This is a genomic window from Rhizobium yanglingense (assembly GCF_977109285.1).
Genome location: NZ_CDSAWY010000005.1, coordinates 650,157 through 674,451, shown reverse-complemented (window position 1 = coordinate 674,451; position 24,295 = coordinate 650,157). Strand labels below are relative to the sequence as shown.

The 24,295-nt window shown below is 58.8% G+C and carries 21 protein-coding genes and 5 pseudogenes; 16 read left to right on the top strand and 10 right to left on the bottom strand.

The features are described from left to right. Positions 1 to 83: 83 nt before the first annotated feature. The 3 genes from ACW4PC_RS12935 to ACW4PC_RS12925 form a co-directional block, all read right to left on the bottom strand. Positions 84 to 812 (bottom strand): Bax inhibitor-1/YccA family protein, encoded by a 729-nt coding sequence (locus ACW4PC_RS12935; protein ID WP_022717367.1) that lies wholly within the window; start codon positions 810 to 812, stop codon positions 84 to 86. 179 nt (positions 813 to 991) lie between these two features. Next, positions 992 to 3,535: an ABC transporter permease gene (locus ACW4PC_RS12930; RefSeq protein ID WP_455874066.1), complete on the bottom strand. Its 2,544-nt coding sequence runs from the start codon at positions 3,533 to 3,535 to the stop codon at positions 992 to 994. Further along, a complete protein-coding gene (locus ACW4PC_RS12925; RefSeq protein WP_455874065.1) occupies positions 3,532 to 4,239 on the bottom strand; it encodes an ABC transporter ATP-binding protein in 708 nt (235 codons plus the stop codon). The genes ACW4PC_RS12930 and ACW4PC_RS12925 overlap by 4 nt, the downstream gene beginning before the upstream one ends. A 54-nt stretch (positions 4,240 to 4,293) precedes the next feature. On the opposite strand from ACW4PC_RS12925, the pseudogene ACW4PC_RS12920 reads away from it, so the two are divergent. Together ACW4PC_RS12920 and thpR are read left to right on the top strand one after the other, a co-directional pair. Beyond that, positions 4,294 to 4,940: pseudogene (locus ACW4PC_RS12920) on the top strand (arylesterase). 69 nt (positions 4,941 to 5,009) lie between these two features. Then, a pseudogene (gene thpR, locus ACW4PC_RS12915) lies at positions 5,010 to 5,605 on the top strand (RNA 2',3'-cyclic phosphodiesterase). An 83-nt stretch (positions 5,606 to 5,688) separates the two neighbouring features. Here thpR and ACW4PC_RS12910 read toward each other — a convergent pair. Together ACW4PC_RS12910 and ACW4PC_RS12905 are read right to left on the bottom strand one after the other, a co-directional pair. Beyond that, the gene (locus ACW4PC_RS12910; RefSeq protein WP_455874064.1) at positions 5,689 to 5,901 is read right to left on the bottom strand and encodes an arsenate reductase/protein-tyrosine-phosphatase family protein; all 213 of its coding nucleotides are present in this window, start codon (positions 5,899 to 5,901) and stop codon (positions 5,689 to 5,691) included. Continuing rightward, positions 5,852 to 5,986, bottom strand: coding sequence for an arsenate reductase/protein-tyrosine-phosphatase family protein (locus tag ACW4PC_RS12905; RefSeq protein WP_455875002.1), 135 nt, complete (start codon positions 5,984 to 5,986; stop codon positions 5,852 to 5,854). The genes ACW4PC_RS12910 and ACW4PC_RS12905 overlap by 50 nt, the downstream gene beginning before the upstream one ends. 66 nt (positions 5,987 to 6,052) lie before the next feature. Here ACW4PC_RS12905 and ACW4PC_RS12900 point away from each other — a divergent pair. The 7 genes and pseudogenes from ACW4PC_RS12900 to ACW4PC_RS12870 all read left to right on the top strand — a co-directional run. After that, positions 6,053 to 6,341, top strand: a pseudogene (locus ACW4PC_RS12900) (4a-hydroxytetrahydrobiopterin dehydratase); the annotation flags it as partial. 68 nt (positions 6,342 to 6,409) lie between these two features. Next, positions 6,410 to 6,800 (top strand): annotated as a pseudogene (locus ACW4PC_RS12895) (YkvA family protein). Between the two features lie 339 nt (positions 6,801 to 7,139). Beyond that, a pseudogene (locus ACW4PC_RS12890) lies at positions 7,140 to 7,656 on the top strand (invasion associated locus B family protein). Between the two features lie 230 nt (positions 7,657 to 7,886). Next, positions 7,887 to 9,116: a 23S rRNA (adenine(2503)-C(2))-methyltransferase RlmN gene (rlmN, locus tag ACW4PC_RS12885; protein ID WP_455874063.1), complete on the top strand. Its 1,230-nt coding sequence runs from the start codon at positions 7,887 to 7,889 to the stop codon at positions 9,114 to 9,116. Positions 9,117 to 9,206: 90 nt separating this feature from the next. Continuing rightward, a complete protein-coding gene (locus ACW4PC_RS12880) occupies positions 9,207 to 10,160 on the top strand; it encodes an ABC transporter substrate-binding protein (protein WP_455874062.1) in 954 nt (317 codons plus the stop codon). Between the two features lie 121 nt (positions 10,161 to 10,281). Then, positions 10,282 to 11,163 carry an ABC transporter permease gene (locus ACW4PC_RS12875; protein WP_074070462.1) on the top strand — a complete coding sequence of 294 codons (882 nt, stop codon included), beginning with the start codon at positions 10,282 to 10,284 and terminating at the stop codon, positions 11,161 to 11,163. Continuing rightward, positions 11,160 to 11,954, top strand: coding sequence for an ABC transporter ATP-binding protein (locus ACW4PC_RS12870; protein WP_455874061.1), 795 nt, complete (start codon positions 11,160 to 11,162; stop codon positions 11,952 to 11,954). The genes ACW4PC_RS12875 and ACW4PC_RS12870 overlap by 4 nt, the downstream gene beginning before the upstream one ends. 10 nt (positions 11,955 to 11,964) lie before the next feature. Here ACW4PC_RS12870 and ACW4PC_RS12865 read toward each other — a convergent pair whose 3' ends face one another. Together ACW4PC_RS12865 and ACW4PC_RS12860 are read right to left on the bottom strand one after the other, a co-directional pair. Then, a complete protein-coding gene (locus tag ACW4PC_RS12865) occupies positions 11,965 to 12,606 on the bottom strand; it encodes a LysE family translocator (protein WP_455874060.1) in 642 nt (213 codons plus the stop codon). 79 nt (positions 12,607 to 12,685) lie between these two features. Beyond that, on the bottom strand, positions 12,686 to 13,540 hold the full coding sequence (locus ACW4PC_RS12860) for an SDR family NAD(P)-dependent oxidoreductase (RefSeq protein WP_455874059.1): 855 nt from the start codon (positions 13,538 to 13,540) through the stop codon (positions 12,686 to 12,688). 177 nt (positions 13,541 to 13,717) lie between these two features. Here ACW4PC_RS12860 and ACW4PC_RS12855 point away from each other — a divergent pair, with 177 nt between their 5' ends. Both ACW4PC_RS12855 and ACW4PC_RS12850 read left to right on the top strand, forming a co-directional pair. Then, positions 13,718 to 14,941: an argininosuccinate synthase gene (locus ACW4PC_RS12855; protein WP_455874058.1), complete on the top strand. Its 1,224-nt coding sequence runs from the start codon at positions 13,718 to 13,720 to the stop codon at positions 14,939 to 14,941. Positions 14,942 to 15,071: 130 nt separating this feature from the next. Then, positions 15,072 to 15,713 carry a LysE family translocator gene (locus ACW4PC_RS12850; protein WP_455874057.1) on the top strand — a complete coding sequence of 214 codons (642 nt, stop codon included), beginning with the start codon at positions 15,072 to 15,074 and terminating at the stop codon, positions 15,711 to 15,713. A 6-nt stretch (positions 15,714 to 15,719) separates the two neighbouring features. Here ACW4PC_RS12850 and ACW4PC_RS12845 read toward each other — a convergent pair whose 3' ends face one another. Next, positions 15,720 to 16,151 (bottom strand): hypothetical protein, encoded by a 432-nt coding sequence (locus ACW4PC_RS12845; RefSeq protein WP_455874056.1) that lies wholly within the window; start codon positions 16,149 to 16,151, stop codon positions 15,720 to 15,722. A 210-nt stretch (positions 16,152 to 16,361) separates the two neighbouring features. On the opposite strand from ACW4PC_RS12845, the gene ACW4PC_RS12840 reads away from it, so the two are divergent. The 5 genes from ACW4PC_RS12840 to ppa all read left to right on the top strand — a co-directional run bounded on the left by ACW4PC_RS12840 (position 16,362) and on the right by ppa (position 23,525). Then, positions 16,362 to 18,449, top strand: a complete 2,088-nt coding sequence (locus tag ACW4PC_RS12840; protein WP_455874055.1) for a M3 family metallopeptidase — start codon at positions 16,362 to 16,364, stop codon at positions 18,447 to 18,449. Between the two features lie 136 nt (positions 18,450 to 18,585). Then, on the top strand, positions 18,586 to 20,163 hold the full coding sequence (locus ACW4PC_RS12835) for an alkaline phosphatase D family protein (protein ID WP_455874054.1): 1,578 nt from the start codon (positions 18,586 to 18,588) through the stop codon (positions 20,161 to 20,163). A gap of 123 nt (positions 20,164 to 20,286) precedes the next feature. Further along, positions 20,287 to 22,107 (top strand): translational GTPase TypA, encoded by a 1,821-nt coding sequence (typA, locus tag ACW4PC_RS12830; protein WP_022717387.1) that lies wholly within the window; start codon positions 20,287 to 20,289, stop codon positions 22,105 to 22,107. 199 nt (positions 22,108 to 22,306) lie between these two features. After that, the gene (locus tag ACW4PC_RS12825) at positions 22,307 to 22,813 is read left to right on the top strand and encodes an N-acetyltransferase family protein (protein ID WP_455874053.1); all 507 of its coding nucleotides are present in this window, start codon (positions 22,307 to 22,309) and stop codon (positions 22,811 to 22,813) included. 178 nt (positions 22,814 to 22,991) lie between these two features. After that, positions 22,992 to 23,525 (top strand): inorganic diphosphatase, encoded by a 534-nt coding sequence (gene ppa, locus ACW4PC_RS12820; RefSeq protein ID WP_022717389.1) that lies wholly within the window; start codon positions 22,992 to 22,994, stop codon positions 23,523 to 23,525. Between the two features lie 4 nt (positions 23,526 to 23,529). Here the strand turns inward: ppa and ACW4PC_RS12815 are convergent, their stop codons facing one another. Together ACW4PC_RS12815 and ACW4PC_RS12810 are read right to left on the bottom strand one after the other, a co-directional pair. Further along, complete coding sequence (locus ACW4PC_RS12815; RefSeq protein ID WP_455874052.1) at positions 23,530 to 23,844, bottom strand: DUF167 domain-containing protein; 315 nt, start codon at positions 23,842 to 23,844, stop codon at positions 23,530 to 23,532. After that, positions 23,841 to 24,131, bottom strand: coding sequence for a YggT family protein (locus tag ACW4PC_RS12810; RefSeq protein WP_028739981.1), 291 nt, complete (start codon positions 24,129 to 24,131; stop codon positions 23,841 to 23,843). The genes ACW4PC_RS12815 and ACW4PC_RS12810 overlap by 4 nt, the downstream gene beginning before the upstream one ends. Between the last annotated feature and the right edge of the window lie 164 nt (positions 24,132 to 24,295).

Here is a 24,295-nt window from a genome sequence, read left to right as displayed (position 1 = left end):
ATGAATGCCCTTAAAAAACACTCCATCGCTCGACGTGCAATAAAAAAGGCGGCCGGAGCCGCCTTTTCGGTGATGCTGTTCACTTACCTGCGGTTGCCGAGGAACTGCAACAGGAACATGAAGAGGTTGATGAAGTCGAGATAGAGCGTCAGCGCGCCTATGATCGCCTTTCGGCCGGCGACGGCAACGTCATCGGCTTCGAAGTACATTTCCTTGATTCGCTGCGTATCGTAGGCAGTAAGGCCTGCGAAGATCAGGACGCCGATCACTGAGATCGCGAACTGCATCGCGGAGGAGGCCAGGAAAATGTTGACGAGCGAAGCGATGATCAAGCCGAAGAGGCCCATGATCAGGAACGAGCCCATCGCCGACAGGTCACGCTTTGTCGAGTAGCCGTAGAGCGACAGTGCGCCGAAGGAGGCTGCCGTGATGAAGAACGTCTGAACGACGCTCTCGCCCGTGTAGATCAGCAGCAGCGACGAGAGCGACAATCCGACCAGCGCGGCATAGACCCAGAAGGTCGTCTGCGCTGCGGAAACGCTCATGCGGCCGATCCGGAAGCTTAAGAAAAACACCAGAGCCAGCGGAGCGAAGATCACCACCCACTTCAGCGGGCTCACATAGATCGCCTGGCCGAAGGCGGTCAATTGACCATCGGCAAAAGCGAGCTGGAATGACAGAAATGCCGCTACACCCGTGATCGCCAGACCCAGCGCCATCAGGTTGTAGACCTTGAGCATATAGGAGCGCAGGCCCTGATCGATCATCTCGCCAGTTTGTGCGCGGCTTTGGTAGTTACGAAGGTCAGCCATAGTTTCCTCTTAAAAGCTCCGATGGGTATACGGTGTCGGGCTATACGACCCGGGCGCCGCTGCGGAGCTCCAGCATGCCTACCGGTAATATGAGCCTTTCGCCTTTTGCAAACAAGGCCCTTGCAACCCGCGATCGGGTTAAATCGCCGTAAGGTGAAGGGATTTTATCAGCCGCAGATTCATAGTTCGCGCAAAACGGGTGCTGCCTTCTGGCCAAGAATGCGCCAGGTGCCGATGAGCCCGATGCCGACTGTCAGGACCAGCGCGGTGACCAGCGTGAGGCCGGCGACATCCGGCAGGAAGGTCGAAGGCATCCGCATGATGCGGCTGACGATGAACCAGGCCGCAGCGCCGCCGGCGATCAATGCAAAGACCGCTGTTGCAACCCCCAGGATCAGATATTCGTAGCTGAAGGCGCGGATGAGCATTGCCCGCGTCGCGCCAAGCGTCTTCAGGACGACGGCGTCGTGTGTCCGGGCCCGGTTGCCGGCGGCAAGCGCGCCGGCAAGCACCAGAACGGAGGAGATGAGCGCAACGGAGGCCGCGGCGCGGATCGCGGTTGCGAGCTGCGCGACCAGCGTGTTGACAATATCGATTGCGTCCTTGACGCGCACGCTGGTGATCGTCGGGTATGTATTGGTCACGGATTTCAGGATAGCCGCTTCCATGGCCGGGCTCGCCGAGGGATCGGTCAGCGTTGCAAGCCAAGCATGCGGAGCGCCGCGGAAGGTGTTCGGCGAGAAGACCATGACGAAATTGATCGATAGCGATTCCCACTCGACTTTCCGCAGGTTTGCGATCCTGGCCGTCAGGTTACGGCCGAGCACATTTACGGTGACGGTATCGCCGATTTTGAGACCAAGTTCCTTGGCTTCTTCCGAGGAGAAGGAGACAAGCGGTTCGCCGCTGTAGTCCTGCGGCCACCAGCTTCCCTCTGTCAGCGAGGCGTTTTCCGGTACCGTCTGGGAATAGGTGATGCCGCGGTCGCCGCGCAGCACCCATTGGCCGCCGGGCGGCACCTGGATCTTGGTCACGTCCTTGCCGTTCAGCGCCAGAATGCGGCCCCTCAGCATCGGCACTTCCACGAGCTTGCCTTCCGGCGCCTGCCGGCTGATCAGGTTTCGGAAGTTTTCGACCTCGGCGCTCTGAATGTCGACGAAGAAGAAATTCGGTGCGCCGTTTGCCATTCGGCCGGTCAATTGCCGGCGCAGGTTGCCGTCGATGAGCGTCAAGGTGACCAATAGCGCGAGGCCGAGGCCGAGCGAGAGGACGACGGATGGCGTCAGTGCGCCAGGGCGATGGATGTTGCCGATTGCAAGCCTGAGCGCTGGTGAATTGACACGCGGGCTGCGCTTGGCGAGCCAGGCGATCAGTGCTGCAACGGCGCGCAAGATGACGAAGGCAAAGACAATCGCGCCGACGAAGATGACGGCGATGTATCGGTCATAGGCGGTAACGATCGCAAGGCCGGCGAGCGCAGCCATGAAGAGCGCGGCCAGCAAAATGTAAGGCAACGAGGGCAGGCGGCGTGCCTCGAAACCCTGTTCGCGAAAGAGCGCGGTTGCAGGCACTTCCCGGGCATGGCCGAGCGGCATGATAGCGAAGGCGAGCGTCGTCAGGATGCCGAAGAGTGCAGCTAGCAGCAGCGCGTCCGGATAGAGCGTCGGTTCGGTGGAAACCGGCAGGAATTGTGCCAGGAATTGCGCGGCAAGCATCGGCGACAAGGCGCCGATGACGAGGCCGAACAGGATGCCGGCGAACGCGATGATCGCAATCTGGAAGAGATAAACGAGGACGACGACGCCAGCAGGGGCCCCCAGGCATTTGAACGTCGCGATCGTCGTGCGCTTCGCATCCAGAAAGGCCCGCACGGCGTTGGCGACGCCGACACCGCCGACGATGAGTGCGGTAAGGCCGACGAGCGTCAGGAATTGCGAGAAGCGGGTAATATTTTCGGTCAGAGACGGGGCCGCGCGGTCGCTGGTTCGGATCGACCAGCCCGCCGATGGGAACTCCCTGGTGGCGCGGTCGCGAACGCTCCCGCGCTCGGAGGGGGCATCGAGCCTAATCTTGTAGACATGCTCGACGAGGCTGCCGGTCTGGATGAGTTCGGAAGCAACCAGGGCCTGGCGGCTGACCACCAGCCGTGGCGCAAATCCGAAACCTTCTGAAAGCGCGTCCGGTTCGGTCTTCACCGTGCCGGTGATGCTGAGGGTGGCATTGCCGAGCAGTATCTCGTCGCCGACTGCAAGACCGAGCCGCTCCAGCAGGAGGGGCGCTGCAACGGCGCCATAGGTTCCGTTCTGATCGGAAAGCAGAGCCGAAAGGGGGTAATCCGGTTCGGCCGTGAATTTGCCATAGAGCGGATAGGTATCATCCACCGACTTGACCTCAACGAGCGCTTGATCCGACCCGTCTGGCTTTCGTGCCATGGAACGAAGACCGGTTGAGATGGAAACCTGGCCGAGGCCGTGCAGGAAATTCATCTCCGGCTGGGTTGCTTCACGGTTGTTCAGCTCGAAGCGGACGTCACCGGCGAGCAGTTCCTGGCCCTGGGAGGCGATCGAGTCGGTGATCGACTGCGAGATGGAATTGACGGCGCAGATCGCACCGGTGCCGAGTGCGATACAGGCAAGGAAGATGTAAAAGCCCCTGAAACCGCCGCGCAGTTCGCGAAGGGCAAGGCGGAAGGCAAGCGCGGTGCGTGGGGCGACAAGCTTCATGCGATGGCCGCTTCGGAATGACGCGCCGCGCTATCGCCTTCGATCTTGCCGGAACGGACTTTGATCTGCCGCGAGCAGCGATTGGCAAGCGAGACGTCATGCGTGACGAGCAGCAGTGTCATGCCGCGTTCGGCCTGCTTGGAAAAGAGCAGATCGGCGATCTGGCGGCCGGTATCGGTGTCGAGATTACCGGTCGGTTCGTCGGCGATCAGGAGGGCTGGCGAGGGCGCAAGAGCGCGCGCGATGGCGACACGCTGCTGTTCGCCGCCCGAAAGCTGGCCCGGGTAGTGGCTCAGCCGCTCGCCGAGCCCGACCGATTTCAACTCGCGATGGGCGATGTCGAAGGGGTTCGGCACGTTTGCGAGTTCAAGCGGGACCGCGACGTTTTCAAGTGCCGTCATATTGGCGATCAGATGAAACGACTGGAAGACGATGCCGATATTGCGGCCACGGAAATCGGCGACCTGATCTTCGCTGAGGGCGTGCAACGGCGTGTCGTTTATATTGATCTCGCCGCTATCGAGCCTCTCAAGGCCGGCGAGGACCATCAGCAGCGTGGACTTTCCCGAGCCGGACGGACCGACGATGCCGACCGACTCGCCGGCGGCGACCGAAAGGTCGATACCCTTCAAGACATGAACGGAGGCTGCCGCGTTGCCCAGCGTCAAATCTGCCTGCTTGAGCTCGATGATGGTTTTTGCCAATAGAAAATCGCCCTATATGAATTGCAAAGACCTTGCCAATCTAGGGAAAGCAGCATGAGATTTAAAGTTGCCGCGCTTCACATCGCTGTCATTACCGCTTCGTTGATTTTCGGCACGAGTGCCAATGCTGCGACGATCAACCTTGTCGGCTTCGGCGACAGCCTGATGGCAGGCTACCAATTGCCACCCGGCGATGGCTTTCCGGAGAAGCTGCAAGCAACCTTGAAGGCCAAAGGCGTCGATGTTTCCATCGCCAATGCCGGCGTTTCGGGGGACACGACGACCGGTGGGCTGGCGCGAATCGATTGGTCGGTCCCCGATGGCACCAACGGCGTCATCTTGGAGCTTGGCGCCAACGACGCGTTGCGCGGTATTGCCCCGGAAGAGAGCGAAAAGAACTTGGACGCGATGATTGCCCGGCTAAAGGAATCGCGGCATCGCCGTGCTGCTCGTGGGCATGATGGCGCCGCCGAACATGGGTGGGGATTATGCTGCGCGTTTCAATCCAATCTACCAAAAACTCTCGGAAAAACATCAGGTTCCGCTTTACCCTTCTTTCCTTGACGGTGTCGTGATGGACACGCAGTCTGAAGCTGGATGATGGAATGCATCCGAACGCGAAGGGCATTGATGTCATGGTTCAGAAGATGGAACCGGCTGTCACGGAATTCATCGGGACGATTTCTACTGTGAAGAAATAGGGGCTTGCGCAGGTGTCGAATGCGTGATTCGCGTGTGAGCACCTGCAAAAGATTCGGGGAGTGCTCGTCATGCCGAGACTGTTTACCGCCCTCGAAATTCCGCGCAATGCGGCGATGAGCCTTTCATTGCTGCGCGGTGGTCTTCCCGGTGCAAGATGGATCGATGTGGAGAACTACCACATCACGCTGCGCTTCATCGGCGATGTCGATGGACGCACTGCTGACGAGATCGTTGAGCGCCTGGACCGGATCGATCGGCCCGAATTTCAGATCCGCCTTGACGGCATCGGCTCTTTCGGCTCGAAGAAGCCGCATTCCGTCTGGGCAGGCGTTTCGCCCTCGCCGGAAATGTATGCGCTACAGGCTGAACTCGAGCGCATCTGCCAGCGGATCGGCCTGCCGCCGGATCCCCGAAAATTTACCCCGCATGTGACGCTGGCGCGGATGAAGTCCTCGCGCGTCGATGACGTCGTCCACTACCTTTCCAGCCGAGGCAATTTCCAGACGTCATCCTTCACCGTTCCACGCTTCGTGCTGCTTTCTTCGCGCGAATCGGTCGGCGGTGGGCCCTATCTCGACGGAAGAAGTGTTCCCGCTGCAGCGAGGCTTGGTCGGCGCCGAACTTGTCCACCAATGCGATGCAGCCGGTCAAAAGCCTCGTATAGATCAATTCGAAGCCTTCCGGGCCACCATAAGTAGGGGTCCGGAATATCTTCGCCAGTCTGAAGCGCGGTATCGCCGAAAAGCATTATGTTGCCTGCGCCCGGCGCTCATCGCGCGAAGCTCGGCAATATTGGCGCGGTCCATTGCAAGGATCAAGATCGAACTCTTCGAAATCTTGAAGGCGGACACGGCGGGCACGTTGCCCTGTAATGTCAATGCCGTGGGCTCGTGCGATTGCGATCGAGCGTCTATCGGGCTGTTTGCCTTGATGCCAGCCGCCGGTACCTGCTGGAATCAATCTTGAACCGATCGGCAAGACCGCTCTGCCTTGCAATATGAGCGAAAACGCCTTCGGCGAGCGGAGAGCGGCAGATATTGCCCATGCAAACAAAGAGAATGCTGACGCGTTTCATGAAGAGACCTGACTGAAGAGATGGAGCAGCGATGACATGAAACAGGAGAAACTGGAACGGAGCGCGATCGACAGCCAGCTTGCCGAGATTGGCGGGTTGGTCTTTGGATGATGGTTGGGCATCGATCTCGAAAACCTTCAAATTCGCAAGCTTCGTCGAAGCCTTCGGCTTCATGACGAAGGCGGCGCTTGTGGCAGAAAAGCTCAACCACCATCCGGAATGGTTCAATGTCTATTCCAGGGTCGAGGTGAAGCTGAACACGCATGATGCAGGTGGATTGACCGAACTCGACTTCAAGCTTGCCAAGGCGATGGACAAGGCGGCGCGGGCAGATTGCATTGAATCTGTTAAAGCCATCACCATATCTTCGCATGCACCAAAGGGAACACGGGAATGGACGAGGTCAAATTCGGTGAAATCCTGCTGCCCGGGGACGAAGATACCCAGAGCCGGCGGGAGAAGGCTGTACGGCAAAAAGTTCTGGCCGACCTTCAAGCGGGCGGTGCGGCAGATTCCGTTTTCACGGGATCTGGTCGCAGGCTTCTATTGCGCGCTCGATCCGGAAACGCCGACGCGCGTGCGCGGCATTCTGCTTGCGGCTCTCGCCTATTTCATCCTGCCTTTCGACATGGTCCCGGACATCTTTATGCTGATCGGCTTTTCGGACGATATTGCGGTGCTCTCGGCGGCTTTCGCAATGGTCAACAGCCATATGAAAGCGAAACACTACGAGGCGGCGGATCGAGCGCTTGCCGATCAGCCGGAAGGCATGAAAACGATCTAGGGCGTTTCGGCTTCCAGCACGTTTGCGCAGGCAATTCTTTGACGGATTTCCAATGTCTTAATGACCCTGCAACGGAATTTTGGAAGGTCAAACTCTTGCCTGAATCTTTATGTCTTAAATCTCCTCGAAGGGATGGCATCACGCCATCAGGGCAGAATGTCGTCGCGGAGCGCAATCGCGTCATACGTTAACACTCAGGCCGGAATGATACACGTGGAGACAATTCGCAGGCTCCGTTGACGCTTTGGTAACCTGAATTAAGTCAAAATAAAGCAGATCGTGACGAAGACGCCGCTCGCTCCGACAGGGCGCTGAATCGCTAGAACCGGCAGGAAATCCATGTTTGTAAAAAGTATCGTATCCGCTCTCGCACTCGTTGCTCATCACGGCCGGAGCTGCAGGAGCACAGCAGACTGCTGCTGCGCCGACACGCATCCAGCAATTCCAGGCCTGGGGCGCCTATTCCTATAAGCAGGGCACCGGCAATGTTTGCTATGTGCTGTCCGTGCCGACCGAAAAGAAGCCGGCTGGCATTGACCACGGCGACAACTTCTTCATCGTCTCGCAGCGTCCTGGCCAGAACATCTCCTATGAGCCGCAAGCGATGATGGGCTACACGGTCAAGGACGGTTCGAAGATCGAAGTCGTCATCGACAACAAGAGCTTCGTCATGTTCACCAAGGATAAAGCCGGCTGGGTCGAGAACGCGGCGCAGGAACCCGCGCTTGTGGCAGCCATGAAGGGCGGAAAGTCGATGACGGTCAATGCGACGTCGCGCCGAGGCACTGCCACATCCTACAGCTACTCGCTCTCCGGTATCTCCGCTTCGCTGAAGCAGATCGAAAGCTGCAAGTAAGCCACCTTGCTCTGTCTTGAAGTTAAAGGGCCGGCCTTGCGCCGGCCTTTGGCGTTTTCATCTATAGTGACGCGCGGCGAAAATGATGATAAAGCCGCGCGCAACTGCGGAAAGATCGCGGCATATGCTGCTGCTGCTCCGTCATTCAATTTTCTGCCAACTGCCGATGCCGCCCGCCAAGTCCTCCGGCTTACCGGGATGAGCGCAGTTTGATTTCGGGATAAGAGACCATGTCCGTCATGGATGCCGTGACCATCACCAAGCCTGCGGGGCAGCCGCGCACAGAGCTTTCTCCGAAGCCCTCGCTGATAGGCTTGAGCCGAGAGGAAATGGGTCATGCTCTTCGCGAGAGGGGCGTTGCTGACAAACAGGTGAAGATGCGCGTCAGCCAGCTCTGGAACTGGATTTATGTGCGCGGCATCTCCGATTTCGATCAGATGGTGAATATCGCCAAGGACATGCGAGAAATGCTGAAGCAGCATTTCACCATTGCGCGCCCCGAGATTGTCGAAGAGCAGGTTTCCAATGACGGCACCCGCAAGTGGCTGCTGCGCTTTCCGCCGCGCGGCGCCGGCCGTCCCGTCGAAGTTGAAACCGTCTATATCCCGGAAGAAGGTCGTGGCACGCTCTGCATCTCCAGCCAGGTCGGCTGTTCCCTCACCTGTTCCTTCTGCCATACCGGTACGCAGCGGCTGGTGCGTAACCTGACAGCGGAAGAAATCCTCTCGCAGCTCCTGCTTGCCCGCGACCGGCTTGGCGATTTCCCGGACCGCGACATTCCGCTCGGCGCCATGGTGCCGTCGGAAGGCCGCAAGGTGAGCAACATCGTCATGATGGGAATGGGCGAGCCGCTCTACAATTTCGATGCGGTCAAGCAGGCACTGCTGATCGCCACGGATGGTGACGGGCTTTCGCTGTCGAAGCGCCGCGTCACGCTTTCCACCTCCGGCGTCGTGCCCGAGATTTTCCGCACTGGAGACGAGATCGGCGTCATGCTGGCGATCTCGCTGCATGCCGTGCGCGACGACCTGCGCGACATTCTCGTACCGATCAACAAGAAGTATCCGCTGAAGGAGCTGATCGAGGCCTGCCGGGCCTATCCAGGGCTTTCGAATGCACGCCGCATCACCTTCGAATATGTGATGCTGAAGGACGTCAACGACAGTTTGGAAGATGCCAAGGGGCTGATCCAGCTCCTGAAAGGCGTGCCTGCCAAGATCAACCTGATCCCGTTCAATCCCTGGCCGGGCACGAACTACCAGTGTTCTGACTGGGCGCAGATCGAGAAGTTTGCCGATTTCATTAATTCGGCAGGTTACGCCTCGCCAATCCGTACGCCGCGCGGCCGCGACATTCTCGCCGCTTGCGGCCAGCTGAAATCGGAATCCGAGCGCATGCGCAAGACCGAACGCCTGGCATTCGAGGCGATGATGATCGCCAATCACGGCGTGGACGATTGATCAGCAAGTTTGATCCTTGCAGCAGTTCTTTGCGATTGATTGCGGCGCGGGGTTTTCCTAGAAGCCCCTCATGACCGATGGAGGACTCTCATGCGTTTGATCTCGCTCGCCGTCGCGGCGGTTCTTGCCCTTACCTTGCCTGCCAAGGCTGATGGCGTCACGGTCGCTGTGACGGCCATCGTCGAGCACCCGGCGCTCGATGCCGTGCGCAAGGGCGTCCAGGATACGCTTGCCGCGGCAGGCTATAAGGAAGGTGAGAATCTCACGTTCCTCTTTGAATCCGCACAGGGAAATCCTGCCACCGCAGCGCAGATCGCCCGCCAGTTCGCAGGCGAGGAGCCGAACGTCATCGTGCCGATCTCCACGCCGTCGGCGCAGGCTGTGGTTTCCGCGACCCGCGACATTCCAGTGGTCTTCACTGCCGTTTCCGATCCGCTCGGCGCCCAGCTCGTCAAGGATATGGACAAGCCCGGCGGCAACGTCACCGGGCTTTCCGATATGTCGCCGGTTGCCGAACATGTTGCGCTGATCAAGGAGATCCTGCCTGCCGCCAAGACGATCGGTTACCTTTACAATTCCGGAGAAGCCAATTCCGTGTCGTTGCTTGCGGTCTTGAAGGCTGAGGCGGAGAAGGCCGGTATGGGCGTTGTTGAGTCCGCAGCGACGAAGTCTGCGGAAGTCCAGGGTGCTGCGCGCGCGCTGGTCGGCCGTGCCGATGCGATCTACGTCCCGACCGACAACACGATCATCTCGGCGTTGGAGGGTGCCGTAGCCGTTGCCGAAGAAAGCAAGCTGCCGCTCTTTACGGCCGATACGGATTCCGTTTCACGCGGCTCGATCGCAGCGCTCGGTTTCAACTATTATGACGTTGGCAAGCAGACCGGCGATGTCGTGGTTCGTGTCCTGAAGGGCGAAAATCCGGGTGATATTCCGGTCAAGGTTGCCGCCGGCAGCGATCTCATCATCAACAGCGCCGCGGCTCAGAAGATGGGCGTTAAGCTACCGGAAAGCGTTCTCAAACGCGCCAATCGCGTCATCGAATAACCACCAGCTTTCGCAATGATCGATATTGCGCTCGGCCGCTCCTGTTTCTAAACGGGAGCGGCTGATGATATTCATGCCCTTACGATTGAAGGGCAAACGAAGAAAAAGAGGGTCGACCGCCTTGAGTGAGATCGCATTTTGGGGTGCCGTGGAGCTTGGGCTTGTCTACGCCTTCGTTGCTCTTGGCGTTTATCTCGCCTTCCGCGTCCTCGATTTCCCCGATTTGACGGTGGATGGCTCCTTTCCCCTCGGCGCGGCGGTGACAGCGGTTCTGATCATTGCCGGCGTCAATCCTTGGCTGGCAGCGCTGGTTGCTATGATCGCCGGTGCTGCGGCCGGCGTAGTGACGGCGCTCCTCAATGTGCGCTTTCGGATTCTCAACCTGCTTGCCTCGATCCTCACCATGATTGCGCTCTTCTCGGTCAATCTGCGCGTCATGGGCAAACCCAATGTCGCGTTGATCAATGCCGATACGATGATCAGTCCGTTCTTCGGTCATGGCCTTCGCGACTTCTACGTCCGGCCGCTCTTCGTCGGCGTTCTCGTCGTCATCGCGTTGATCGTAGTCTGGCGCTTCCTCGAAAGCGATGCCGGACTTGCGATGCGGGCAACGGGTGCAAATGCGCGGATGGCGCGGGCGCAGGGCGTCGACACCAGCAGGCAGATCTACCTTGGCATGGCGATGTCGAATGCTCTTGTCGCGCTCGGCGGCGCGCTCTTTGCGCAGACGAACGGTTTTGCCGATGTGACGTCCGGTGTCGGTACCATCGTGGTCGGCCTTGCCGCCGTGATCATCGGTGAAACGTTGCTGGGCCGCCGCGGGTTGTTGATTGCGCTCATCGGCTGTGTCTTCGGCTCGATCATCTACCGCATAGCCATTCAGTTGGCGCTTTCCACCGACATGATCGGTCTCCAAGCATCGGACCTCAATTTCGTGACGGCCGTTCTCGTGACCATCGCGCTCATTCTTCCCCGACTTCGCCGCGGAGGAGCCCCATCATGATCAGCATCGAGGATATCAAGGTCGTTTTCGGTAAGGGCACGCCGCTGGAGAAGCGGGCGCTAAACGGCGTCAGCCTGACCATCGAGCAGGGCTCCTTCGTGACCGTCATCGGCTCCAACGGTGCGGGCAAATCGACGCTGCTCGGCGTTCTCGCCGGCGACGTTCTGGCAAGCGAGGGGAAGGTGCTGATCGGCGATATCGACGTGACGCGCAAGCAGACGGCTGCGCGGGCGGGGCTTGTCGCACGCGTCTTTCAGGATCCGCTGACGGGAAGCTGCGGCTCCCTGTCGATTGAGGAGAATCTTGCTCTTGCCGCTCGGCGCGGCGAGCGGCGCGGATTGGTGGCGGCCCTCGGCCTCAAGCGCCGCGATCTTTTCCGCGACCGGATCAGCGAACTCAACCTCGGCCTCGAAAATCGTATGGCTGATCGCATGGATCTGCTATCCGGCGGCCAGCGGCAGGCGGTTTCCCTGGTCATGGCGACGCTGGCAGGCTCGGAGGTCTTGCTGCTCGACGAACATACGGCCGCACTTGATCCAGGCATGGCGGAATTTGTCATGAACCTCACGGAAAAGATCGTCTCAGAGCGCAAGCTGACCACGCTGATGGTGACCCATTCCATGCGCCAGGCGCTGGACTACGGACACCGCACGGTCATGCTGCATGGCGGCGAAATCGTGCTGGATGTCAGCGGCGACAGTCGCAAGGATCTGCAAGTCGAAGACCTGATCGCGATGTTCCGCAAGATGCGCGGACAGACCCTGGACGATGATGCACTGCTGATCGGCTGAGCGGGCGCGATCAGCGTGCCTGCGTGAGAAATATCTTTACAGCGAAGATCGAAAAGACCCCCGCGAACGTGTAGTCCATTCCGCGCAGGATCTTCCTGTTCTTCTGCAGCCAGCCCGCAAGCCAGTCGGAAGCGAGAACCACAAGGGCGTTCACCGGCATGCCGATGAGGATGAAGAAAAAGCCGAGGAAGAGCAGCTTGTGCGTGACGGCCGGATCGCCCGCGCTTACGAATTGCGGCAGGAAGGTCATGAAGAAGATGATGACTTTCGGGTTCAGAAGATTGACCCAAAAGCCAACGGAAATATTGGAAAGCGGCGTGCCCTTGGCTTCGCTGACCTGCTCGACGGAAAGCTTCGAACCGAAACGGATCGCTTGAAGAGCCAGCCAAAGAAGATAGGCAGCACCTCCGGTTTTGAGGATCAGGAAGGCGGTCGGCGAGGCGGTGATCAGCGCCGAGATGCCGAAAGCAACCAGCATCGTATGAACCACGATGCCGAGGCTGGTGCCCAAGACGACGTAGAGTGCCGGCTTCTTGCCCTGAGACAGAGCGCGGCTGATTGAGAGCGTCATGTCCGGTCCGGGCGTGGCCGCAAGAAGCAGGCTGGCCGCGGAAAAGGCGAGAAGGGTCGCAATGCTCGGCAGGAAGTCCATGGCACTCTCTGAAAGCTGATAAGCGTTGGTCTTTCTTATCCAAGTTTCAGAAAATTACCAATCAATCCTGATGATCCGCCTATCGCTTTTCTTCAAGGAAGGCCTTGAACCTGTCGGCATAATCCTTGTGCCAGCGCGAAAGCGGCGGGCGGTTTTCGATGATGTCGCCGATCGCCCAGGCCATGCGGCGCTCGTCAAGGGGGCGGGCGACGTCGTTGTCTGGGCAAAGGATATAGAAATCGCCGCGCTCCAGGCTTTCGATCATGAAATCGACGGTCTGTTCCGGTGTCCAGGCGGCCGCGGGTTTTTCGCTGCGGTCACCCTTTGTAAGGCCGGTGAAGACAAAGCCCGGGATCAGAAGATGGGCAGATATCTTCGAGCCTTCGGTATTGCGCAGTTCGTGCTCGAGGGCTTCGGTGAAAACCTTCACGCCTGCTTTCGACACATTGTAGGCAGGATTGCCCGGAGGAGTTGTAATGCCCTGCTTGGAGCCGGTGTTGATGATGAGCCCGGGCTCGCCATGTGCCAGCATATTCGCTCCGAAGACCCGCGTGCCATTGATGACGCCGAGGAGATTGACGCCGAGGATGCTGTCCCAGTTTGCCTGAGCGCTGAAGATCGAGGTTTCCGGACCGATGCCGGCGTTGTTCATCAGCACATGGACGCGGCCGAAGCGTTGAACGACAGCTTGTTCGACCGCCTCCAGCGAAGACTTGTCGGAAACGTCCGTCTCGACTGCCATCACACGCTCCTGGCCGGCAATGGCTTCGAGTTCGCCACGAGCCGCTGCCAGCCGGTTGCCATCGAGATCGGCGATGACGACGCTCATACCCGCCTTGGCAAAGCGCTTTGCCGCCGCAAGGCCGATGCCGGATGCGCCACCGGTGATCACCGCAACATTGGGCTTTTTGAGAATCTCCTGGATATTCGTCACGGGACCGGCCTCCTCAATCATTATTCGGACGCAGCCAGATATGGGTGCGCGTTTCGCGCAGTCAAACATCAGGCGTGCTCTGCCCGGAAAATCCTTGCCCTTGCGTCACGCGACAATCTCGCTAAAAGTGCCCGCGACACCGGGCTTTGCCGCCCATATGCAACGGACCTCATCATCATGGCATCTAACAAAGACGTGAAAAAAGTCGTGCTCGCCTATTCCGGCGGTCTCGATACCTCAATCATACTGAAGTGGCTGCAGACCGAGCTCGGCGCCGAAGTCGTGACTTTCACGGCCGACCTTGGGCAGGGTGAAGAGCTCGAACCGGCGCGCAAGAAGGCCGAGATGCTCGGCATCAAGGAAATCTACGTCGAGGACGTGCGCGAAGAGTTCGTAAAGGACTTCGTCTTCCCGATGTTCCGCGCCAATGCCGTCTATGAGGGCGTCTATCTGCTTGGCACCTCGATCGCCCGTCCGCTGATTTCCAAGCACCTGATCGATATCGCCCGCAAGACGGGCGCCGACGCGATTGCCCATGGCGCGACCGGCAAGGGCAACGACCAGGTCCGCTTCGAGCTTTCCGCCTACGCGCTGAACCCGGATATCAAGATCATCGCGCCGTGGCGCGACTGGGCGTTCAAGAGTCGCACCGAGCTGCTGGCATTTGCCGAACAGCACCAGATCCCGGTTGCCAAGGACAAGAAGGGCGAAGCGCCCTTCTCCGTCGACGCCAACCTGCTGCACTCGTCCTCCGAGGGCAAGGTTCTTGAGGATCCGGCGCAGGAAGCCCCTGAATACGTGCATATGCGCACGATCTCTCCGGAAACCGCGCCCGACAAGGCAACCGTCATCAAGGTCGGGTTCGAGAAGGGCGACGCGGTTTCGATCAACGGCGTTAGCATGAGCCCGGCGACACTGCTCGCCACGCTCAACAGCTATGGCCGTGACAACGGCATCGGCCGTCTGGACCTTGTCGAAAACCGTTTCGTCGGCATGAAGTCGCGCGGCGTCTATGAGACGCCTGGCGGCACGATCCTGCTTTCGGCGCATCGCGCGATCGAATCGATCACGCTCGACCGCGGTGCAGCACACCTCAAGGATGAGATGATGCCGCGTTACGCAGAGCTGATCTATTATGGCTTCTGGTTCTCGCCGGAGCGGGAAATGCTGCAGGCGCTGATCGACAAGAGCCAGGAGCATGTCGAAGGCGAAGTGACGCTGAAGCTCTACAAGGGCAATGTCATGGTCATCGGTCGCGAGAGCCCGAAGTCGCTTTATTCCGACAAGCTGGTCACCTTCGAGGACGACCAGGGTGCCTACGACCAGAAGGATGCCGCGGGCTTCATCAAGCTGAACGCACTGCGCCTGCGCACACTCGCCAAGCGCAACCTCAAGCGTTAAGCGTGTCACAATACGCTTGAGAAGAGGCCCGCCGGCAAGGCCGTGCGGGCCTCTTCTTTGGGTTTTTGCGACGCTTGACGGATTGCCGGGTTAGCATAGTCTGCGGCTTTGTTCCTTCGGAGCTTTTGCCATGACGCAATCCCTGCTCGTCGGCGCCTTTCTGGCGGCTCTCTTTTATGTGCTCATTCCAGGCCCTGCGTTCCTTCAGCTTCTCGGCATCGGCGCCGGGCAGGGGCGAAAGGCTGGCGCCTTCTTCATGATGGGGCATCTTGTCGGTGATATTCTCTGGTCGGCGCTGGCGCTGGTTGCGATCGTCGGCGCGAGAACGATAGGCACCTTCGTCTTCGATCTGCTCGGATTGCTTTGCGGGTTCTATCTCGCTTGGATCGGCTGGAGGGCGGTAACGGCCAAGCCGAAAGGCGACGGGAAGGCCCTGGTGACAGTGAAGCGGCCCTTTCGCCGCGGGCTGATTTTCGGCGTGACCAATCCGAAAGGCTACCCGGTGGCGCTAGCGACCTTCACGGCATTGGTTGCCGGTTCGGCCGGCGCGCTCGATTTCGAGGCTTTGCCGCTGCTTCTCAGCGTATCCTTCCTAGGCTTCGTGACTGCCGATCTCATTCTTGTCGCCATTATAGGCGCAGGCGCCGTGCGGCGTTTCTACCGCGCGCATGAGCGGCTGATCGTCCGCTGCTCCGGCGTGCTCTTCATGGGATTTGCAGCCCAAGCACTGTGGCACGCAACGCCCGGCCTGCTTGGATGGCGCAAGGCCTGACGGCGCCTACCCATTCAGGAAATTCACGATCGATTTCAGCGTCTTTACGCTGTCGGAATCGCCGATCGACATGGCGATCTGCAGCTGGTTTTCATAATAGTCGCGGAAATTGAACAGCGTGCCGTCGGTGATCCCGGTCAGATCGATGACATTGCCCTGCACATCGATGGCATGCATCGGCAACGGCTCGGAAATCGCCGCAAACGTGTCCTGGTCGATCCCGCCGTTGTCGTAGCTTTGGCGCGCATGGCTGCGCAGCTCGCTCGGGCTCATGGCAGCGAAATCCGGCCCTTCGACACGATTGTCTTCGACCTTGAATATCGCTGAAGCTGCCGCTCCGGCGTCGATTCCAATATCTTCGGTCTTCGAACTTTTTGCGTTGTTCTGGCTGTTTTTAAAAAGCAAACTCTGAGAAGACCGCACAGAAAAAATTTCCATGGCGCATGTCCCCTTAAGGAAAGAGTGGCTCGAAACTAGCGTCAGCGCGCGAGTCGCGTCAATCGTTAACGATTGGTTAATTTTTATGTATCAATTCTTGCCCGTCAAAACTTGCAAGGGCAGGCAAAAGCGAATCTCGCAAGCGGCATACCAATGCGTCGATGCCTTGCCTATATTGCCGTTTCCAGCCTCTGCATAAAGGACGTCAGCATGCCTTCCACACAAGAGTTCAATCCAGCACTTGTCAACTGGAACGGGCTTCATGGCCTGCCTCGCTTCGAGGCGCTGAACGACGGTGATTTCGCCGCTGCCTTCGATGCCGCTCTCGCATCTCATGAAGTGGAGATCGACGCGATCGCCGCAAACGTGGAAGAGCCCACATTCGAGAATACGATCGTCGCCCTGGAGATTGCAGGCGATGAGCTTTCGCGTGTCTCGGCGCTGTTCTGGAACCGGGCGGGGGCCCACACGAACGATACGATCCAGGCACTGGAGCGCGATATATCGCCAAAAATGTCGCGCCACTATTCCAAGATCGGAATGAACGCTGCGCTTTTTGCACGTATCGATATGCTCTGGGAGGATAGGGAAAGTCTCGGACTGACACTTGAGCAGACACGTGTGCTGGAGCGTCACTGGAAGAGCTTTGTAAAATCCGGCGCCAAGCTGGCGAAGGCCGAGCAGGAGACGCTTGCGGCAATCGACGAAAAGCTTGCAGGCTTGAGCACGCAGTTCGGACAGAACGTGCTGGCCGACGAAAAGAACTGGTCGCTGATCCTCTGCGAAGGACCCGAGCTTGCAGGCCTTCCGGAGTTCCTGAAGGAGGCCATGGCGGCGGCAGCGCGCGAGCGCGGCGACGAGGGAAAGTTTGCGGTCACCCTGTCGCGCTCGATCATCGAACCGTTCCTGACCTTTTGCGAACGGCGCGATCTGCGCGAGCAGGCCTTCAAGGCATGGGTCGCACGCGGCGAGAACGGGGGCGAGACGGATAATCGCGGTATCATCCGCGAGACGCTGACCCTTCGCGGCGAAGTCGCGAAGCTTCTCGGATATGGCAATTTTGCGGAACTGAAGCTCGACAACACGATGGCAAAGACGCCAGCCGCCGTAAACCATCTGCTGCGCGCCGTCTGGGCAAGAGCCGTCAAACGGGCGCTTGACGAAGAGGCGGATATCGCAAGGCTGATTGCCGAGGACGGCAAGAACCATGAGGTCATGCCCTGGGATTGGCGCTACTATGCCGAAAAGATCAGGGCGCAGAGGTACAATTTTTCCGAAGCCGAACTGAAGCCCTATCTGCAGCTCGAAAAAATCATCGATGCCTGCTTTGACGTCGCCGGCCGACTCTTCGGTATTCGTGCCGTCGAGAAGAAGGAGATTGTCGCCTATCACCCGGATGTGCGCGTCTTTGAAATTCGCGATCGCGAAGACAAGCTGGTTGCGCTTTTCCTGGGGGATTATTTTGCCCGCAGTTCCAAGCGCTCCGGCGCCTGGATGAGCGCGTTCCAATCCCAGCATAAACTCCCAATGAAGAATGGGCATCAGGGCGAACTGCCGATCATCTACAACGTGTGCAACTTCGCAAAACCGGCCGAGGGCAGGCCGGCACTGCTTTCGCTGGACGATGCGCGCACACTCTTCCACGAATTCGGCCATGCGCTGCATGGCATGCTTTCGAACGTGACCTATCCCACTGTGTCGGGCACCGCCGTTTCGCGCGACTTCGTGGAACTGCCATCTCAGCTTTACGAGCACTGGCTGACAGTTCCCGCAATTCTCAAGCGATATGCCGTGCATTTCGAAACCGGCGAACCTATGCCGCAGGAGCTGCTCGACAAGGTGCTTGCGGCCCGCACCTTCAATGCCGGGTTCAACACGGTCGAGTTCACCTCCTCGGCGATTGTCGATATGGAGTTTCATACGCGCGACTTTGTGGAAGACCCGATGGCGGTGCAAAATCAGGTGCTCGCCGAACTCGGGATGCCGAAGTCGCTCGTGATGCGCCATGCCTCGCCGCACTTCCAGCACATCTTCTCCGGCGGTTATTCGGCAGGCTACTATTCCTATATGTGGTCGGAAGTGCTCGATGCAGATGCTTTCGCCGCTTTCGAGGAAACCGGCGACGCCTTCAACAGTGAGATGGCGCAAAAGCTCAAGGACAACATCTATTCTAGCGGCGGCTCGATCGATCCGGAAGACGCCTATAAGGGATTCCGCGGCAAGTTGCCGAGCCCCGAGGCAATGCTCGTCAAGAAGGGCCTTGCCACGTTCGAAGAGCTTTCGGGCAGCGACGCGTAAGGCGGTCCTTAACAAAATTGTCGCCGAAGTTTCGGAAAACCGTCATGTCATCTTCAAGAGACTGACATGACGGCCGCTCTAGGCTTGTTGCGAGAGATTCGATCCCGCTCTCGAAGCAAGCCGAATGAGCCATGGCATGAAACTGACGGACACGACGCGCCGCCGCTTCCTTTCTTCGATCGGCGCAGTCGGCGGCTTTGCGGCAGCCAGCCTCGTGATGCCATATTACGCGCGAGGATCTTCGAGCCGCCCCATCTTCACGTCAGGCGTTCAATCCGGTGATGTAGACGCAACCTCAGGCATGATATGGACGCGTGTCGACCGGCCATCGCGGCTCTTCGTCGAATATTCGACGAGCGACAAATTCGCCAATGCCGTCAGGTTGGCCCCGATCGACGTCACACCGGAGACCGATCTTGCGGGTAAGCTGCTGCTGCGGGATCTGCCCTCGGACCATGACATCTTCTACAGGTTTGTGGCCGCCGACCTGCAGGACGTCAACAGCGTCTCCGAACGAATTCACGGCCAGTTCCGCACCGCGCCTTCCAACGGGCGGACGATCCGCTTTGCATGGTCAGGCGATACGGCGGGGCAGGGATGGGGGATCGACGACGAGGGTATGCGCACCTATCAGACCATCGCCTATCATCGCCCCGATTTCATGATCCATTCCGGCGATACGATCTATGCCGACAATCCAATGCCGGACGAGATCCGGTTGCGTGACGGCGGACTCTGGAAGAACAGGATCGTGACCGAGGAGAAGCGCGACATCGCGCAAACGCTTGCTCAGTTTCGCGGACAGTGGAAATACAATCTGCTCGACGAACATGTGAAGGAGCTGAATGCAGTCTGTCCGGTCTTCTATCAATGGGACGACCACGAGGTTTTAAACAACTGGTCGCCTTCGACCGACCTTCGCGGCAATGATCGGTACAAGGAAAAGTCCGTTTTGACGCTGGCAACTCGGGCAAGCCGCGCCTTCCATGAGATGACGCCCATCCGCTACATTGCCGCCGAACCAGGGCGCGTCTACCGGAAAGTCTCATATGGTCCGCTGCTCGATATCTTCTTCGTCGATCTGCGATCCTATCGGGGGCCGAACGACCATGGCCTGGATCAGGTCCTGACGGCGAAGTCCCGCATCCTTGGCGAAGGGCAGGTCGCATGGTTGAAGCGCGAACTGGTTCGCTCGACGGCAACATGGAAGGTGATTGCCTGCGATATGCCGGTCGGACTCGTCATCTGGGATGATTATGGAAAGCGCCGAGGCAGCAAGTCCTTCTCTAACGGCGACAATGGAGCGCCGCTCGGGCGAGAGTTGGAATTTGCTGATCTGCTGCGCTTCATCCGCGACGCGGCGATTTCGAACATCGTCTGGCTGACGGCTGACGTCCACTACACTGCGGCGCATTATTACAATCCGGCCAAGGCGAAATTCCGGGACTTCTTGCCATTTTGGGAATTCGTCTCCGGGCCGTTGCATTCCGGGACCTACGGTGCGCAGGAGCTCGACATGACATTCGGCCCAGACGTGCGGTTCATCAAGGCCGCGCCTGGCGGTGCGGACTCCAATCTGCCACCGTCTGCGGGCCTTCAGTTCTTCGGACTGGTCGAAATCGACGGGCAGACCGAGCAGATGACCGTGCGGCTGATGGACAGAAACGATACCGAACTTTGGCGGACGGCCATCGACCCCCAATATGTGAGCTAGGCCCCCCGTGGCCGCTATCGCCCCTCCCCCTTTCGCAAACGCGAAAAACACTGTATGAGCGCGCCAAACGTAATTGGCGCATTCCCTTGAACGTAGCGCCTCAGCCTCAGAGATTTGAAACATATGGCACTTCGCAACATCGCGATTATCGCTCACGTTGACCATGGCAAAACGACCCTGGTGGACGAGCTTTTGAAACAGTCCGGCTCGTTTCGTGAGAACCAGCGCGTTGCAGAACGCGTGATGGACTCGAACGACCTTGAAAAGGAACGCGGCATCACCATTCTCGCCAAGGCGACCTCGGTCGAGTGGAAGGGTGTCCGCATCAACATCGTCGACACCCCGGGCCACGCCGATTTCGGCGGCGAAGTTGAGCGCATTCTCTCGATGGTGGACGGCGCGATCGTGCTGGTCGATGCTTCGGAAGGTCCGATGCCGCAGACGAAGTTCGTTGTCGGCAAGGCGCTGAAGGTCGGTCTTCGTCCCATCGTCGCGATCAACAAGATCGACCGTCCGGACGGCCGCCACGAGGAAGTGATCAACGAAGTCTTCGACCTGTTTGCAAACCTCGACGCGACCGACGAACAGCTCGACTTCCCGATCCTTTACGGTTCTGGCCGTGACGGCTGGATGAACGTCAACCCGGAAGGTCCGAAGGATCAGGGTCTCGCACCGCTTCTCGACCTGGTGCTCGAGCATGTTCCGGAGCCGACCGTTCACGAAGGTCCGTTCACGATGATCGGCACGATCCTCGAAGCCAACCCCTTTCTCGGCCGTATCATCACCGGCCGCATCAATTCCGGTTCGATCAAGCCGAACCAGCCGGTCAAGGTTCTGCATGCCGACGGCAAGACGATCGAGACCGGCCGCATCTCCAAGATCCTCGCTTTCCGCGGTATCGAGCGTCAGCCGATCGAAGAGGCGCATGCAGGCGATATCATCGCGATTGCCGGCCTCTCTAAGGGCACGGTTGCCGATACTTTCTGCGACCCGTCGATCACCGAGCCGCTGCAGGCCCAGCCGATCGATCCGCCGACGGTCACCATGTCCTTCATCGTCAACGACAGCCCCTATGCCGGCACAGAAGGCGACAAGGTCACCTCGCGCGTCATCCGTGACCGTCTGTTCAAGGAAGCTGAAGGCAACGTTGCGCTGAAGATCGAAGAATCCTCCGAAAAGGATTCGTTCTTCGTATCCGGCCGCGGCGAATTGCAGCTTGCGGTTCTGATCGAAACAATGCGCCGCGAAGGCTTCGAGCTGGCCGTTTCGCGTCCGCGCGTCGTCATGCACAAGGACGAAGCAACGGGCGAGATGCTCGAGCCGATCGAAGAAGTCGTCATCGACGTCGATGAAGAGCATTCGGGCGTCGTGGTGCAGAAGATGTCGGAGCGCAAGGCCGAAATGGTCGAGCTGCGTCCGTCGGGCGGCAACCGCGTCCGTCTTGTCTTCTTCGCACCGACCCGCGGCCTGATCGGCTACCAGTCAGAACTGCTCACCGATACGCGCGGCACGGCCGTGATGAACCGCCTCTTCCACGACTATCAGCCGTACAAGGGTGAGATCGGTGGCCGCGTCAACGGCGTGTTGCTTGCCAACGACTCCGGCGAAGCTGTGGCCTATGCTCTCTTCAATCTGGAAGACCGCGGTCCGATGATCATCGATGCCGGCGAAAAGGTCTATGCCGGTATGATCATCGGCATTCACAGCAGAGACAACGACCTCGAAGTGAACGTGCTGAAGGGCAAGAAGCTGACGAACATCCGCGCCGCCGGCAAGGACGAAGCCGTCAAGCTCACGCCGCCGATCCGCATGACGCTCGACCGCGCGCTGTCCTGGATCCAGGATGACGAGCTGGTCGAAGTGACGCCGAAGTCGATCCGTCTGCGCAAGATGTATCTCGACCCGAACGAGCGTAAGCGTTTCGAAAAGGCACGCTACGCCTAAGCAATTCTAATTGCTGACATTTCAAACCCCGGCCTGGTGCCGGGGTTTTTTGTTGTGCGGCGCGCTGATTCCGTCTTGTGACAATCGTTAAAAAAGCGTTAAATTTTGCTCATCGTCCACATGTTAAGTCTGTGGGCAAACGGCCGAAACGCATCATCGCGTATGGTTAATTGCCTGCTGGAAGACCAGAGTAAGCGTTATGAAGACGTTGTCGATCGATGTCCGGCGGGCAGAACCGCATGATGCCCAAGCCATTTCCGAGGTGCATCGCCTCGCCTGGCAGCACACTTATGCCGGGATCATTCCGCATCGCGCTTTGACGCAGATGATCGAACGCCGGGGCGAGAACTGGTGGCGCAAGGCGACGCGCGGCCCGGCAACCCTGCTCGTTCTCGATGTCGCCGGCACGGTCGCAGGTTATGCCACACTTGGCCTCAATCGGGCCCGAGCGCTGCCGCAGGAAGGCGAGATCTACGAGCTCTATCTTCGTCCTGAGTACCAGGGCATTGGTCTTGGGCGCATGCTGTTCGGCGAGGCTCGGCAACTCCTGAAATCACTCGGCTGCAAGGGAATGGTGGTCTGGTGCCTGGAGGAAAACGAGAATGCCAGCCAGTTCTATCGTGGCCATGGCGGCATTGACTTCTGCGAAGGCATGGAAAGCTTCGACCACAGGCAGCTGAAGAAAATCGGCTTCATCTGGAACTGAAAAGCCCAGCCTCCGTCTTTTGAAACAGCGCTGCACCGCTTTGAAGCGGCTGCTGAAAATGGGCGCCCTGCTCCTCGATATTGCAGACGAATCTTCAACATCGCGAACACGCAATGTTGCGTTGCGGGATGAAACGGACTATTTGGCTGCGAACAATTCACCTCGTGGGAGTTTTCGTATGCGCATCGACGCCATTTCCATCGGCAAGAATCCTCCGGAAGATGTCAACGTCATCGTTGAAGTTCCGGTCGGCGGTCACCCCATCAAGTATGAAATGGACAAGGAAGCCGGCACGCTGGTCGTCGACCGCTTCCTCTACACGCCGATGACCTATCCGGGCAACTACGGGTTCGTACCGCATACGCTTTCGGAAGACGGCGATCCGATCGATGTGCTAATCGCCAGCACGCGTCCGCTGGTTCCGGGCTGCGTCATCAATGTCCGCCCGATCGGCGTTTTGAAGATGGAAGACAATTCGGGCAAGGACGAGAAGATCATCGCCGTCCCGTCGCCGGCGCTTACGCTGCGCTACGAGAAGGTGAGGGACTACACCGACCTTCCGGAGATTACCTTGAAGCAGATCGAACACTTCTTCGAGCACTACAAGGACCTGGAGCCCGGCAAGTGGGTGAAGATTTTCGGCTGGGGCGATTCGAAGGAAGCCGGTCAGCTGATCCTCGAAGCCGTTGAGCGTGCCAAGAAGGCGAAGTAAGCCGCTATAGCTTCAGACGCTTTTCGAGCCTTTCCATCAAGTCCTCCGGACCGCCATCGATCCGGAGGACTTTTTTGCGCGATGCATCGCCTGACATCAATTGGATCGAGGATTTCGGAATGCCGAGCGCCTTGGACAGAAGCGCGATCAGCGCCTGGTTGGCTTTTCCCTTCTCAGGAATCGCTGCGACACGGATCTTAATGTGGCACTCGCCTTCGGCATCGGCCTCGATGCCATCGATCGCGTCGCGCCCGCCATTCGGGGTCAACCGAACGGCGAGGCGTATATGATCGTCGAATATCTTCCAGGCGGAGTTCACGCCACCAGCGGGAAGATGGTGTTCCACATCAGGGAGCGCAGGAAGAAGATAATCAGCAGCAGAATGATCGGCGAAATGTCGATGCCGCCGAGATTCGGCAGCAGCCGGCGAATCGGCCGCAGCAGCGGCTCGGTGACATTATAGAGGAACATGCCGACCGAATTGACGAACTGGTTCGAGGAATTGATGACGTTGAAGGCGTAAAGCCAGGAGAAAATGGCACTCGCAATCAGCACCCAAGTATAAAGATTCAAAGCCAAATCAATGGTTTGAAAGAGGGCAATCATCTTGGTCTCCAGTTCGTTGCTGACAGACATGTATCCATTGGCGGCTAAACGGGCAAGTGCCGCGTGAAAACCCGCGGCGAATCACGCTTGGCGAACCCGCCCGTTCATGCGTCCGGCTTTTTCGCAGCAGATAACGAGCAGCGCAATGGGGAAGCAGCAGCGCC